Below are 13,558 nucleotides of genomic sequence, written 5' to 3' on the forward strand. Positions count from 1 at the left end.
TCCTGTAGAGTGTCCATGGTGGCCGTTGCCTTTCTCTCGAATCGGTTACCTTCGCAACGATCGATTCTAGGCAATGGCCGCTTCTCCTTCAAAGCGGCCCGTGACACCAACTTTCGGCACGCGATCCGCCTATCTAAAATCGGCAGACAATTCAGGAGAACCACGGCTAGAAACAGGTGATTACGGTCGGATTTCGGTTGAGGGCGATGCCATCGAACCGCAACCCAAGAACAGAGGCGGGCGTTTTCGATTGGACGCCAATAAGGACGCGCATCCCTTTGCAGGCCTCATTCGAAGTCAGGCGATTCTCGCCAGTCACGGCAGAGAGATTCGCGTACAGAAGGAGCGAAGCGCTATTTGAATGCTTCGAAAAACCTCGCCTTCGTCTCCCCAAACGACTCCACCCGGCAAAAGAACATATCCTCAAGAACACGCTTCTGATCAGGCGTCAGGATAAGCGCCTCGAACCAAGGCGTCTCGCGCATGGCGGTCGCGCGGATGTTCATGCGATTGGAGTAGAGCAGGCTGACGACCACCTCGGCAACGCCGGCCACATCTGGCGCGCTCGCCGCCATACGCTTGCATAAAGGCAGCGAGCGATCGAAGAACTCCGCAAGCCCAAAATCTATGAGCGATACACGCATGCGCGCGCATGCGTGGTCGAGGGCAAACGACCGACAACACGAGGAGTCATCGAACCCAGGCATCCGGTGGGCCGAAGCGGCACCGGAAACGAATGCCCCGCGGGGCGAAGGGGTTTCGGCTACACCGTGCAGAGGCCCATCGCCGTGGCTCCGAACGAACGGCGCACGCGACGAAACTCCTTCGGCAGCAGCCGCGTTGGATGCTGCGGGCGAGCCCATGACGCCCGCAGCAATCGATGCAAGCACATTGGCGGGACGAATGTCGTTGTGCACCACGCCGCGCGAAGACGCGTGCTCGACGATATCGATGAGCGCGAGACCGATGGCGGCAATCTCCTCGCGCGAGAACACGCGCCCCTCGGCTAGCCACGAAGCCAACGACCGACCGGACATGAGGCTTTCCACGATGAAATAGCGTCCCCGCTCGTTTACGACGCCCAGCCATTGCGGGACACCCGGATGGTCGCACAGCGAAAGCGCCGCGCATTCCGCCCACACGGCATCGCGATCAAGCGCGACGCCGCGCAATCCCCCGCCGCGCGGCTTCACGAGCTTCATGAACGCATATTCGCCATGGGGCGCATCAGCCGCAGAGCGCTCCTCGGTCGGGCCCGCCCCAACGCGCCGTGCTAGAAACCCCGTGCCGAAACGCCCCTGCCCCAGCACCCGCTCAAGCCCATAGCCGCCGAACGTGCGACCTACAAGCCGCCGGTCGAACGCCGCCGTAACATACCGCATGGCGCGCTCAAGACCGCGAGCCCCATCGGACGACCCAGAACGAGCGTCGTCGCGCAAATACGCGGAGCGGAGCGAACCGACATCGTGACTCGAATCCATGTCGCAACCCGAGCCCATGTCGCAACCCAGATCCATGCCGCAGCCCGGGCCCACATCGCAACCCTGATCCACGTGGCAGCCCGAGCCCACATCACAACCCGGATCCACGTGGCAGCCCGAATCCAAACTGGCACGCATGCCAACACCGCACGACGAAACCGCCCGCCCAGACGATGCCGGACGGGCGGAAATGGAATGGCCGCTATGTACGACTCTCGCACGCACGCAGGCTACGCCCTACTGGGGTGCGCCGCAATTGCCGCAGAATTTGGAGCCCGGAGGCACGGGCGAGCCGCACTGCCCGCAGAAGCCGCCGCCAAGCTGCTTGCCGCACGACAGACAGAACTTGGAGCCCGCCGGCACCTGCGCTCCGCACGAAGGGCACGCCGTTCCTCCCGCCGCCTGGGCATGAGGGGCGGACTGCATCGGCGCCTGCTGGACGGGCGGCTGCGCATACCCCTGCTGCATCGGAGGCTGGCCATAGCCGTAGCGCTTGCGTGCCGAACTGGACATCGATCCGTAGTAGCCCTGACGCTTGCGAGCGCTCGAGCCCATCATCATGCCGCCAAGCATGCCGCCAAGACCGCCCTGCTTAGGCGCGTAATAGTTACCGCCGCCGTAATAGCCGCGCTTCTTGCGCTTGCTGCTCATAGAGAAAAGACCCATGATGGCACCTCTTTCCGGTTGGGGCGTGGGAGAATTATCTGCATTCACCCTACCATATCGGCATCATTGTACGGGCAACGGTTGACCAGCTGAAACCATGACGCCACTTTGCGCAAAACAAGACGGCGAGCGTACGACGACAAACGTAGCGACAAGCCTGGGTGGCCGCATTTCCGGCATGGCATCCAAGGCCGTACGCAGCTTGGACGGGAGCCCGCAAAAGGCTTGAACGAATTAAGCGCCAGAAGATACGAGAGATGGCTGGAATCTCTCTCCATGAAGCAGGGCACTTTACCGGGCGTCGCGCAAAGCCGCACCCGCATCGCAACCCCTACAGCTCCGGGCCCTCCACGCCTTCCAAACTCAGGAAATCGGGGATGAAGCTCTCCTCGGCCGCATCGCCCTCCTGCCAGAAGTAATCGTCGCATCCGATGAAATCGGCGAAATCCAGCAGCTCCTCGAACTCCTCCGGCGTCACGCGACGATCGAGCTCGGGGTGCCGCGGATGCTCGCCCACGGGCGTGTACTGGCTCATCATGCTCAAGCGTACACGTTCGCCGTACGTCTCATGCAGATACAGCACGGCGGCCTTCGCCTCGTCCAGATGCTCGGGCAGCAGCAGGATGCGCACAATGACGGCAGCGTCTTGCTTTGCCATGGCGGCCAGCGCCGCACGTGCGACATGGGGATAATCGGGGGCCTTGGAGTACGCCTTTGCTGTAGATGGGCTCACATAACGAAAATCCGTGAGATACGTGCTCACCGTGCCGTCGAGCAGGGCGATGGTCCCAGGCGTCTCGTATCCCGAGGTGTTGTACACAATGGGAACGACGAGACCGGCCTCGCGCGCCAGCGGCAACGCGGCGAGCACGTGCGGCACGTAATGGGTCGCCGTGACCAGGTTGATGTTGAGCGCACCCTGCTCCTGCAGCTCCAGAAAGATGCGCGCCAAGCGGCGAACGGTCACAGGCGAACCCACGTGACCGTTGGCGATGGGAGCGTTTTGGCAGTAGACGCAGTGCAGGGGGCAGTTGGAGAAAAACACCGTGCCGCTACCGGCGTCGCCCGATATGGGAGGCTCCTCCCAGAAATGCAACGCCGCGCGGGCCACCATCACTCGGTCGTCCGCCCCGCATACCCCGCGCTCCCCCGCCGCACGATTGGCTCCGCATGCCCGAGGACACAGCTCGCAATGCGCGAGCAGCTGCTTGATGGTCAATTCATCCACAGAGATCCCCTCGTTTACGTTTGCGTGAGAGCGGCGTCATACGAGCGCCATAAAGCGCTCCATCCAGGAGGAAAGCAACGCGCACGGGATTCCGCGCACGGTGCCTTTCCTCGTATTCTTTCTCGTTGGAGGAAACCCGCGCGCACGGAACCCCGACGCGAACACGGCGGAATGACCATGCCCTACTTAAAGGAAAGCCGCGCACATGAAATTCCGACAGGCGCATGTGCCGCGCATGAAATTCCGACAGGCGCATGCGCCGCGCATCCGCCGAGATAAGCTGCTGCACGCCGTCGGCCCCCATTGCAGCAAGGCCTGCGCCGCGCGTCCGTCGGGAAAAGACCAGGCACAGCTTTGGCGCATGCGCCCCGTAAGACTTATTCGCCCTTGACCTTGCGCGCGATGCGGTCGGCCACCGACAGATCCTCACGACGGTCTTTGCCCCAGAACACCACGGCGATCATGCCCGGTCCCACGTGGCTGCCGATAACCGGCCCCACATTGCTATCCAAAAACAGCACGCCCTCGTCCTCTTTTGCCAGCGCATCGTGCAGGCGCTCCACATCCTTGAGACAATCGGCGTTGCCGGTGACCACGCAGTTTGAAGGCGCGTCTTTCGCGGCGCGCGTGGCGTAGTAGTCGGCTAATTGCTTGATGCCCTTCTTGCGTCCGCGCGCCACGCCTTTGAGCGTGAGGCGCCCATCCACCCCGATCGTGAGCAGCGGCTTCACATCCAGCTTGGCGCCGGCGTAGGCAACGGAATCGGGGATGCGGCCGCCACGGCGCAGCGACTCAAGATCGTCCACCATGAACAGCGCGTTCACGTAGTTGCGCGCCTCTTCGGCCCATGCGGCGAGCTCGGACGCCGAAAGACCCTTCTCGCGCTGGCGCAGGGCCTCGTACACCAGTAATGCCTCTGCCACGCTCGCAAGGCGCGTGTCAACGATGTAGAACTCGAAATCGGGGTATTTCTCCTTGATCTGGTCTTGCACCAGAAGCGAAACGTTGTAGCTTCCCGAAAGCCCCGACGAGAAGCACAGATACACCGTGGGCACGCCGCTTTCGGCCGCCTCGGTGAACGCCCTGGTGTAGGTGGGAACCGACACCTGCGCCGTAGTAGGCTCCTCGCCCGCGCGCATGCGTCCGTAGAAATCCTTGGGCGTCATCGTCTGATACAGGTCGTCGAGATGCTCCTCCTCGCCGAAGAGGAACGGGAACTCGACAAGCGACACGCCTTCGCGATCGACGACCGAGAACGGCAGGTCGCAGCACGAGTCGATAATCAGGTTGCACTTGGCCGTCATGGGAGGGATTCCTTTCTCTGGAAATTGACGGTACTGAGCTGGGAGCGAGGCGCGAAACGCTTCGCGAAAGCACAGGAACGGGGCCCTTTGGACCCCGCATAGCTACACGTAGGCGACAAGCGATGACACGTCGCCCGAAATCTTGCCTTCAACAGGACGCTCGCAACGGTACGCGATGCCTGCAGCAGGGCCCACATGCAAACCCACCACGGGGCTCACCGGGCGTACGGCGACCTCGTGCCCCAAATACGGCTCCACCACATCACGCGCCCATGCACGCGCCTTGTCGGGCTGGCCGATGTAGTGGACCACCGCCTCGGCGAGGCCGCAGCTCTCCACATCGGATTTGAACCGCTCGAACATGGCGGCGAGCACCTTTTTCTGCGTGCGCACCTTGGCCACATCCACCGGGCTGCCGTCGCGCACCGTGAGCACGGGAGCCAGTTTGACCAGGTTGCCCAAAAGGGCTTTCGCGCTGCCGATGCGCCCGCCCTTTTGCAGATACGTCAGACTTTCGGGGGCAAAAAGGAACCGCGAACGCGCAATGGCGTCGCACGCCGCGCTCACGCACTCCTCGAGCGTCTTGCCTGCACGGCTCGCGCGCGCCGCCTCAAGGATGGCGTACGCCTCGTCATAGCCGGCGGAAGCCGAATCGATCAGCGCGGCGCGAAAATCGATATTGTGCGCCTTCACCGCACGGGCGGCGCGCACGGCACCGTCGAACGTGCCCGAAAGCTTCGACGAAATGAACACGCCCAGCACATCCTCGCCCGCCTGCGCCGCACGCTCGAAAATGCCCTCGAGCGTGTGTTGGGAGGGCTGGGACGAAGTGGGCAGATCGTCCACCAGCGAAGGCAGCCTGTCATAGAAACCGGCGGTGGCATCCATGGTGTCGGCGAGCTCCCCTTGGGACTCGTTGATATAGAGCGACACCACCTCGATGCCTTCGGCGGATGCGACGTCATCGGGCAGCGATGCAACGGAATCGGTGAGCAGCTTAACCATCGGATTCTCCGCTTCTAACGTTGGAACAGTCTACCCATTGTACCCTATGCGACGCGAGCTCAACGCGGGCGCACCGATGCGCGCGATAAACGCACGCCTTGCCGCCAAACGCCTTTTAATGCGCACGCCCAATGGAGCCGCGAAGACGATAGGCGGCAAAGGCGCGCAGCCAAGACGGCGGCCAACTATGAGGCACGAAATCGATGAGCCTAAACCACACCGCGGCATCCGCGCAGGTCAGAAGCCATGCGAGCGCGACGGTGCCACAGCCCTTCCTCCAGGCCCACGGGATACGAATGGGGGTTGAGGAGGCGTTTCTGGGATTCGTCGAGCTCTTCTAGGCCGGCCATCGTGCGCTCTCGCGCGCTCGTCGCGCTGCGCTCTTCGGCAGAAAGCACCGAAGCTCCATCGCGCGCAAGAGGAGCGAGCAGCGTACGGTAGCTCAGCTCGCCCAGGCGCTTCTGGCGCAAGATGTCGGCGGGGTCGATGATCACGCCCTCGGCGTTCACCGGCTCGTTCACGTCAAACACCATGTCGCCGGCGAGCTTGCCGTCGCCCCACACGTAGCGGCGCACGTCAAGCACGCCCGGCAGCGTGAGCTTGGCCGACTGCTCGGACACCTTGAGGCGGCCCGTCCATCGCTCATCGCCCGGCATGCGCGTGGCGGAGAGCTTGTACACGCCGCCGAGCGACGGCTGGTCGTAGGCGCAGGCAAGCTTGGTGCCCACTCCCCACGAACTCACCTGGGCCCCCTGCGCGCGAATCGAGGCGATGGTGTGCTCATCCAGGTCGTTGGACAGCACGATGCCGCAGTCGGTAAGCCCCGCCGCGTCCAGACGCTCGCGGGCGTAGCGCGCGAGCCACGCCAGGTCGCCCGAGTCGATGCGGATGCCGCTCAAACGCTCGCCCGCCGCACGCATCTCGAGCCCCACCGTGATTGCGTTCTCGATGCCCTGCTTCACGTCGTAGGTGTCCACCAGCAGCACGCAGTTCTTGGGGAAGATGCGCGCGTACTCGCGAAACGCCGTAAGCTCGTCGTCAAACGCCATGACCCAAGAATGGGCATGCGTGCCCGAGACCGGCAGATCGAACATCTTGCCTGCCATGACGTTGGAGGTGGAGGCGCAGCCGCCCACGATGGACGCGCGGCTCGCCCACAACGACCCCCCTGCGCCCTGGGCCCGGCGCAGCCCGAACTCCGCCACGGGAGCCTGGGCGGCAAGGCACACGCGCGCGGCTTTGGTGGCGATGAGCGTCTGGAAGTTCACGCAGTTCAGAAGCGCCGTCTCGAGCAGCTGGCACTGCATGATGGGTCCCGTCACGCGCACGATGGGCTCCATGGGGAACACCATGGTTCCCTCCGGCACGGCATCCACATCCACGCTCAGACGCAAGTCGCGCAGATAGTCCAGAAACGCCGGGTCGAACAGCTTGCCGCCGCCCGGAGCGTCAAGCCCGCCCAGGTAGGCCAGATCATCCTCGGAAAAGTGGAACCCGTCAATCATCTCGGCGAGCTGGGAGGTGCCGCACGCCACCGCAAACCCGCCCTTGAACGGCGTCTCGCGGAAGAACATGTGAAAGCACGCCTCTTCATCGAGCTTGTCGCACGCCCAGTAGCCCTGCGCCATAGTGAGTTGATACAAATCAGTGAGCAACGCATATGCGAGCGTGGGGCGCTCCTGCCCCTCCGTTGCCCCAATCGACGATTCCATTCTCGCTCCTTCTTTCTTCTGCATGCTCCCGCGGCATCCTCCGATTGCCGCCGGCCTGCACGATCCCTTGCTTGCTTCCCCCGTGTAGCAGCATAGCTGGCCGCACACGCCGCGCCGTGCGAGATGTCGGGCGCAGCTCGGCGACGGCAGCATAACGGGCTCGAGCGTCTTTGCGCGCCAGGCGAAAAGCAATGCCCTGCCCGGCGTTCGATCCCCTTACGCAAGCCGCCGCACGAATCGCGCGGCGGCCAGGTTTACTCCTTATGGGATTCGCCGCCCTGAGCCTTGTGGCTGCGGCGGCGCGACTTGCGATGCTCGGACGCCTGCTGCTGAGCGGGACGATCCTTGCGAGGCGCAGACGTCGCGGTCTTCTTCGCCGAAGCGGCCAGCCCCGAAGAGCGCTGGCCGGGGCGCACCGAACCGCGATTGCGGCGCGATTCCTGCTGCTTGCCCTGCTGCTGTGACGACTGCTGCTGACGGTTCGAGCGCTTGCCCGCCTGCTGCTGGCTCGCTTTGCCGCCCTTCTTGGAAGCGTCGCTTCGGCGCTCGCGCCCCTTCTCCTGGGAAGCGGCACGCGAAGACCCCTGCGTCGCACCCTCGTCCAGCGTGCGGCCCGCGCGGTTGCGCCTGCGGCGCGTGGGCTTTTTCTGGGAGTCCTCCTCCGCCTTCGAACGGCCGTTCTGCTGAGAACGACGCTGCCCGCTTGCCGCCCTGCGCGCGACGGGTTTATCAGCAAGCTTGTCGGTGCCGGTGAAAATAGGGCTCACCAGCGATTCGATCATCGAGGCGCCGGCGTTGGTGCGATTCGCGTACTCATCCAGCACGTCTTGCGACACCGAGCCGGGCTTGCCGGTCTTGGGGTCGATCCCCATTTCGGACACGGGAATCTTAATGCGCTTGCCCTCGTGGTCGATCGTCACCGTTTCGCGCGGTACGTTGATCTCCACCACCTTGGCGTCGCCTTCGGGGGTCGACACCATGGAGTTCAGCTTGGGGCAGCGGCCCTTGAACTCTTTGTAGGCGTCGGCCTCGTAGCGCAGGCAGCACATGAGGCGCCCGCACACGCCCGAGATCTTCTGCGGGTTGAGCGAAAGGTCCTGGTCTTTGGCCATGCGGATAGACACGGGGTTGAACTCCCCGCCCAGACGTTTGCAGCACAGCTCCTGGCCGCAGTGGCCGAATCCGCCCACGATGCGCGCCTCGTCGCGCACGCCGATCTGGCGCATGTCAATGCGCTTGTGGAAACGCGACGCCAGCGTGCGCACCAGCTCGCGAAAGTCCACGCGCTCCTCGGCCTCGAAGTAAAACACCGCCTTGTCGCCGTCGAAAAGGAACTCCACGGCCACGGGGTGCATATCAAGCCCCTGCTCGGCCACCATCTCCTTGAAAACGGGCAGAGCATCGGCAGCGGCGGCCTGAGTTTCCCGCCAGGTGCGCGCGTCCTCGTCGGTCGCTTTGCGGATGACGGGCTTGAGCGGGCTTTTCAGCTTGGCGATGGCGGTCTCGTCGACCTCCTTGATGTCCTCCTCCGCGATCGCGTACTCCTGGCCGCGCTCCGTTTTCACGATGAGCGCGTCCCCGCGATGGATGTCGAGGTCTTTGGGGTCGAACCAAAGGATCTTTGGGTTATAGGTCAGCCTTACCGGGGCGACGCTAGGCATACAGTACCTCTCTTATCTCAAAAAGCATGGCTTCGATAGTAGTTTGAGGAGACACATTATACGAGATGGCCGCGTCGGCTGCCTCCGCGCACTCATAAGCCCTCCATACGCGCGCAAGCGTGGTGTAAGAGGCGGAGTCGCGAATGGCGTCGGCGGCATCCACGTTGGCGATGAGCTCAGGGGTGCCGGCGCACACGGCCGCCACGTCGCGCAGCCACGAGCGCACCACCGACGTCATCTGGTGCAGCAGCTCCAGCGACGCATTCGACAGCGCCCGCTTATGACGGGTTTCGAGCGTGCGCAGGGCCGATTTCTGCAGGAATTCGGCGCGCTCCTCCATCACGCGCTCCTGCTCACGACGCACCGCATCGAGCGGAGCCTTGGAAGCGAGCACGATTTCGCTCGCATACTCGAGAACGTCCAGGTCGTCGGCGCGCACGAGCGAGGCCAGGCTGCGCAGCACTTTGGCGCGGAACTGCCCGCGCTCGCTCGACCGGAGGAACTCGGCCGCCTTGGAGAGCGACCCGCCGCTCGCCTCGATGGCGATGCGCGCCTCGGGCAGCGTGCAGCCGGTGTTCTGCACCACGATGCCAGCCGCCTCGCTGGGCGGGATGTGGCGGAACGGCACCACCTGGCAGCGCGACACGATAGTGGGAAGCACGCTCTCGCGCGTGCGACCCAAAAGGATAAGCACCACGTCAGCCGGCGGCTCCTCGAGCGTTTTGAGAAACGCGTTGGCGGCGGAGGTGCCCAGAAGATCAACGCGATCGATGATGTACACCTTGCGTTTGCCCTGGATGGGCGCAAGCGACGAATCGGCCACCACCTCGCGAATCTGGTCCACCACGTAGCCTTGCGCACCCTCGGGAGCAAGGTAGTGCACGTCGGGATGCGTGCGACGCGCGATCTGATTGCAGGGACCGTTCGTGCAGCCGTCGCAAGAGGCGCACGGATCGTGCGGGCATAATATGGCGCGTGCAAACGCGAAGGCGGCGAGCGTCTTGTTTGAGCCAGCGGGGCCGGTAAACAGGTAGGCATGGCTCACGCGATCCTGCGAGACGCAGGCGCGCAGAAACTCGCGCACCTTGGGCTGACCCACCACGCATTCGAACACATCGGCCATCAGGCGTCGCCTTCTTTCGCGAGCGCGTTCTTGGAAACGCATGTCGAGACGCCCGCACGCGGCGGCACCTCGTCGCACGCTTTGGCGGACGCACCCGTTAAGGCGGCGTCGAGCGCGCTGTCTTCCGTCGCATCGGAGCGGATGCCGCCCTCCATCACGTCGGAGCGAGCACTGTCTTCCGTTACGTCGGAACGAGCGCCGCCCTCCATCATGCCGGAGCGAGCACCGTCTTCCGTTGCGTCGGAACGAGCGCCGCCCTCCATCGCACCAGAGCGAGCACCTTGCACCACCTGCGCGCCGTCGAGAGACTTGAAGAACGTCGGGCTCGTCAGGCACTCCTCGAACTGCGGGAACAAATCTACGAGTTCGGCAAATACGGCGCGCGCGGTGTCGGATTTCTTGGATGCGGAGCGCACCGTGCGCATACGCTCGGGCTCTTCCGCCGCCATCTGGGCGAACGCGGCGTTTACCCGCTCATGGAAGGCATCGCCAGCGGCTTCCAGACGATCGGCGCCCTCCACGGTCGCGCGGGCAAGACCGGCCCGCGTCGAGGGAGGCACCAGCAGAATGGTGCGATCGGGACGAATGCCCTGGCACGCAAAATCGTTGGCGCGACGCACAAGATCGCGGTCGAGCCCGCGCCCAAAGCCCTGATACGCCATCGTGGAGTCGGAGAATCGGTCGCACAGCACCACCGCGCCGCGCTCGAGCGCCGGCTTGACGATTTGCGCCACCAGCTGAGCGCGCGCTGCCAGATAAATCATGAGCTCGCACTCGTCGGCCATGACATCGTTGCGAGGATCGAGCACCACGGCGCGCAGCTGCTCGCCGATGCTTGTGCCGCCCGGTTCACGCAAACACACAACCTCGCGGCCCATGGCCTCAAGAGTCTGAGACAAAAAACGGATATGCGTTGTTTTGCCGGCGCCCTCGCCGCCTTCGAACGTGATGAACGCTCCCTTTTGCGCTTCTGCCGCATTATTGCAGGTCATACACGTTTCCTCCCCGCGTATCCAGCCCCACGAACACGGGGAAGTCGCGTACGGTTATGCGGCGCAGGGCCTCGGTGCCCAAATCGTCGTAGGCCACCACCTCGCCCGACTCCACGCGCTGGGCCAGAAGCGCCGCCGCGCCTCCGGTTGCAACGAAGTACACCGAGCCAGTTTCTTGGCATGCGGCGGCTACATCCTTCGAGCGCACGCCCTTGCCCACCGTGGCCACCACACCGGCACGATAGAGCGCGGGGGCGGCGAAATCCATGCGCGAGGCCGTGGTGGGACCCACCGCGCCGAACGGGCGACCCGCCGCAGGCGGCGTAGGCCCTGCGTAGAATATGGCCGCGCCCTCCAAGCCATACGGCAGCGAGCCCTGGGCCTTGAGCTCTTCGAGCAGACGGATATGCCCCGCATCGCGCAGCATGTACATTTCGCCCGTAAGCGTGCAGGCATCGCCCGCCTTGAGCTTAGCGAGCTCGGATTTGTCGAGCGGGAGCGCCAGCTTTACAGGCGCAGCACCGGCGGTCGCCCCTTCGCCCGAGGCATCGGCGCGCTCGTTCTCTTCTTGGGGGTCCTCCATATGCCCCTTGGCCTCGTCATCGCGCCGCCCCGACTCCGCGGCGACAGGCGGCCATGCGGAGGGCGTCGTATCGTTGAGCTCCACCGTTGCGCGGCGCATGGCGGAGCACCCCATGTTGATGGCCAGGGGCAACGCGGCAATGTGGCACGGAGCCGTATTCACGTGCACCGCAAGCGCGAGGGTCTTGCCGCCGAGAGCCCCCGGACCCATACCGGATGCGTTCACCTTCTCTAAAAGCTCGCGTTCGAACTCGACCACGCGCGGGTCGGCCGCAGGTGTGCCCACCTCGCGCAGCAAGGCAGATTTCGCCATGCCGGCCACTTTGTCGAACGTGCCGCCCACGCCGATGCCGATCACGAGCGGAGGACAGGCGTTGGCGGCCTTATGCGCCACGCAGTCCATAACTTCGGCGATGATACCCTCGCGACCTGCGCCCGGCGTAAGCATAGTTACGCGCGAAGCGTTGTCCGAACCGCCGCCCTTGAGCAGCACGTGTACACGCGCGCCCGGCTCCTCCACGAAATGAATGTCAGTGAATGCCGGCGTGTTATCTCCGGTATTGGCGCGATCGACTAGGGCGTCGCGCACCACGCTCTTGCGCAGGCGCGCCTCCGTGTACGCACGCGCCACGGCCTCATCCACGCAGGCGAACACGTCGCCCGGAACCGCCACATCGGGCCCGACCTCCAGACATACCCATACGGTACCGGTGTCCTGGCAGATGGGCACGTGGTCGCGCTCGGCTATCTCGGCGTTTTCCAGCAGATGCCCCAGCACCACCGAGCCGCGAGTCGAGCCCTCTGCGGGCCTTCCGCCTTCCGCGGGTTGGGAGCTCTCCGAGGACTGCGCGCCCACCGCATGCTGCACCCCTTCGGCAAGCTGCGCGTTTCCCGCAAACTGCATGCTTTCCGCGGGCTGCGCGCCTTCTGCAAGATGCACGTTTCCCGCAGACTGCGCGCCCAGCGAGAGCCGCGCATCTTGCGCGGAGCATGCATTTTCCAAACGCCTCGCGTCTTCTCCGGAATACGCATTTCCCGAAGGCTGCGCAGCCTCTACCGCTTGTGCGGCCTCAAGCGCCGCACGCACGTCATGAGGCAGCACGCAGGCGATACGCGGAATCGCATCGTACACCGCACGCGCAACCTGCTCTTTTGTGATCGTTGTCATTAGAGTGAACCCATCTCGAGGTACTTTCTTTTATGCAGCCATCCATTATAGATGCTCGTCCGGCAGAATCGGAGTGCGCGCATGAAGCCCACACCGACATACGATAGCGCGGCCCAACTACCGGAGCATCGCATAATCGCGGAATCGCCGCACGAAAACGAACACACCGCGCGGCGGCAGGGGCGTCATGCAATCACAGAAGCCCCATTTACCCAACCACCAGTCGCTTGCAGGAATTCGTGACAGTTATTCGAAGTATGTTATCCGTTTCCTGCGCTTTTCATTGCTTCTTGCCAGTTTATCCAAGTATGTAATCCATTCTCAAATAATTTGGGCACTCGTTTGCCCCTCCTCGCATTCCGCCCGTGCATCCGCAAGGATGTGACCAGGCGCTTTAGGAATCAGCATGATGCTCCCCCTCTTCTTGACGCCCTTCGCACGCCTTCCACCCCGAAAAACATCGTGCAGAGGATTACATACTTGGGAAAATTGGCAGAACTGAGGATAATGGGGGACTGCGGACGAAAAGTTGGACGCGATTCACGCGTCCGGAAGGGGGTCCGCATGTATGATAGGGACGTGGTGGAGCTTGCGCTGCTCGCCCTGGAGGAGGGCATGACGCACGCCGAGGCCGCC

Annotated in this window: 10 protein-coding genes; all 10 read right to left on the reverse strand. The window is 63.9% G+C overall.

All coding sequences use genetic code 11. The annotated features are described in order from the left end of the window. Positions 1–353: 353 nt before the first annotated feature. Positions 354–1,619: a protein kinase domain-containing protein gene (locus DMP06_RS10955; protein WP_123209771.1), complete on the reverse strand. Its 1,266-nt coding sequence runs from the start codon at positions 1,617–1,619 to the stop codon at positions 354–356. Between the two features lie 99 nt (positions 1,620–1,718). Beyond that, positions 1,719–2,147, reverse strand: a complete 429-nt coding sequence (locus DMP06_RS10960) for a zinc ribbon domain-containing protein (protein WP_123209772.1) — start codon at positions 2,145–2,147, stop codon at positions 1,719–1,721. 331 nt (positions 2,148–2,478) lie between these two features. Further along, a complete protein-coding gene (locus tag DMP06_RS10965; RefSeq protein ID WP_380783886.1) occupies positions 2,479–3,375 on the reverse strand; it encodes a radical SAM protein in 897 nt (298 codons plus the stop codon). Between the two features lie 377 nt (positions 3,376–3,752). Continuing rightward, positions 3,753–4,679, reverse strand: coding sequence for a DegV family protein (locus DMP06_RS10975; RefSeq protein ID WP_123209774.1), 927 nt, complete (start codon positions 4,677–4,679; stop codon positions 3,753–3,755). 102 nt (positions 4,680–4,781) lie between these two features. Next, the gene (locus DMP06_RS10980) at positions 4,782–5,684 is read right to left on the reverse strand and encodes a DegV family protein (RefSeq protein ID WP_123209775.1); all 903 of its coding nucleotides are present in this window, start codon (positions 5,682–5,684) and stop codon (positions 4,782–4,784) included. A gap of 209 nt (positions 5,685–5,893) precedes the next feature. Next, positions 5,894–7,396, reverse strand: coding sequence for a nicotinate phosphoribosyltransferase (locus DMP06_RS10985; RefSeq protein ID WP_123209776.1), 1,503 nt, complete (start codon positions 7,394–7,396; stop codon positions 5,894–5,896). A gap of 254 nt (positions 7,397–7,650) precedes the next feature. Next, positions 7,651–9,057, reverse strand: coding sequence for a PSP1 domain-containing protein (locus DMP06_RS10990; protein ID WP_123209777.1), 1,407 nt, complete (start codon positions 9,055–9,057; stop codon positions 7,651–7,653). After that, a complete protein-coding gene (locus DMP06_RS10995; protein WP_123209778.1) occupies positions 9,050–10,180 on the reverse strand; it encodes a DNA polymerase III subunit in 1,131 nt (376 codons plus the stop codon). Before DMP06_RS10995 ends, DMP06_RS10990 begins: the two co-directional genes overlap by 8 nt. Continuing rightward, positions 10,180–11,172, reverse strand: a complete 993-nt coding sequence (gene tmk, locus DMP06_RS11000) for a dTMP kinase (RefSeq protein ID WP_123209779.1) — start codon at positions 11,170–11,172, stop codon at positions 10,180–10,182. Before tmk ends, DMP06_RS10995 begins: the two co-directional genes overlap by 1 nt. Continuing rightward, a complete protein-coding gene (locus DMP06_RS11780) occupies positions 11,159–12,922 on the reverse strand; it encodes a FumA C-terminus/TtdB family hydratase beta subunit (RefSeq protein ID WP_245962501.1) in 1,764 nt (587 codons plus the stop codon). Before DMP06_RS11780 ends, tmk begins: the two co-directional genes overlap by 14 nt. Between the last annotated feature and the right edge of the window lie 636 nt (positions 12,923–13,558).

The sequence above is a fragment of the Slackia equolifaciens genome, assembly GCF_003725995.1.
GTDB lineage: Bacteria > Actinomycetota > Coriobacteriia > Coriobacteriales > Eggerthellaceae > Slackia > Slackia equolifaciens.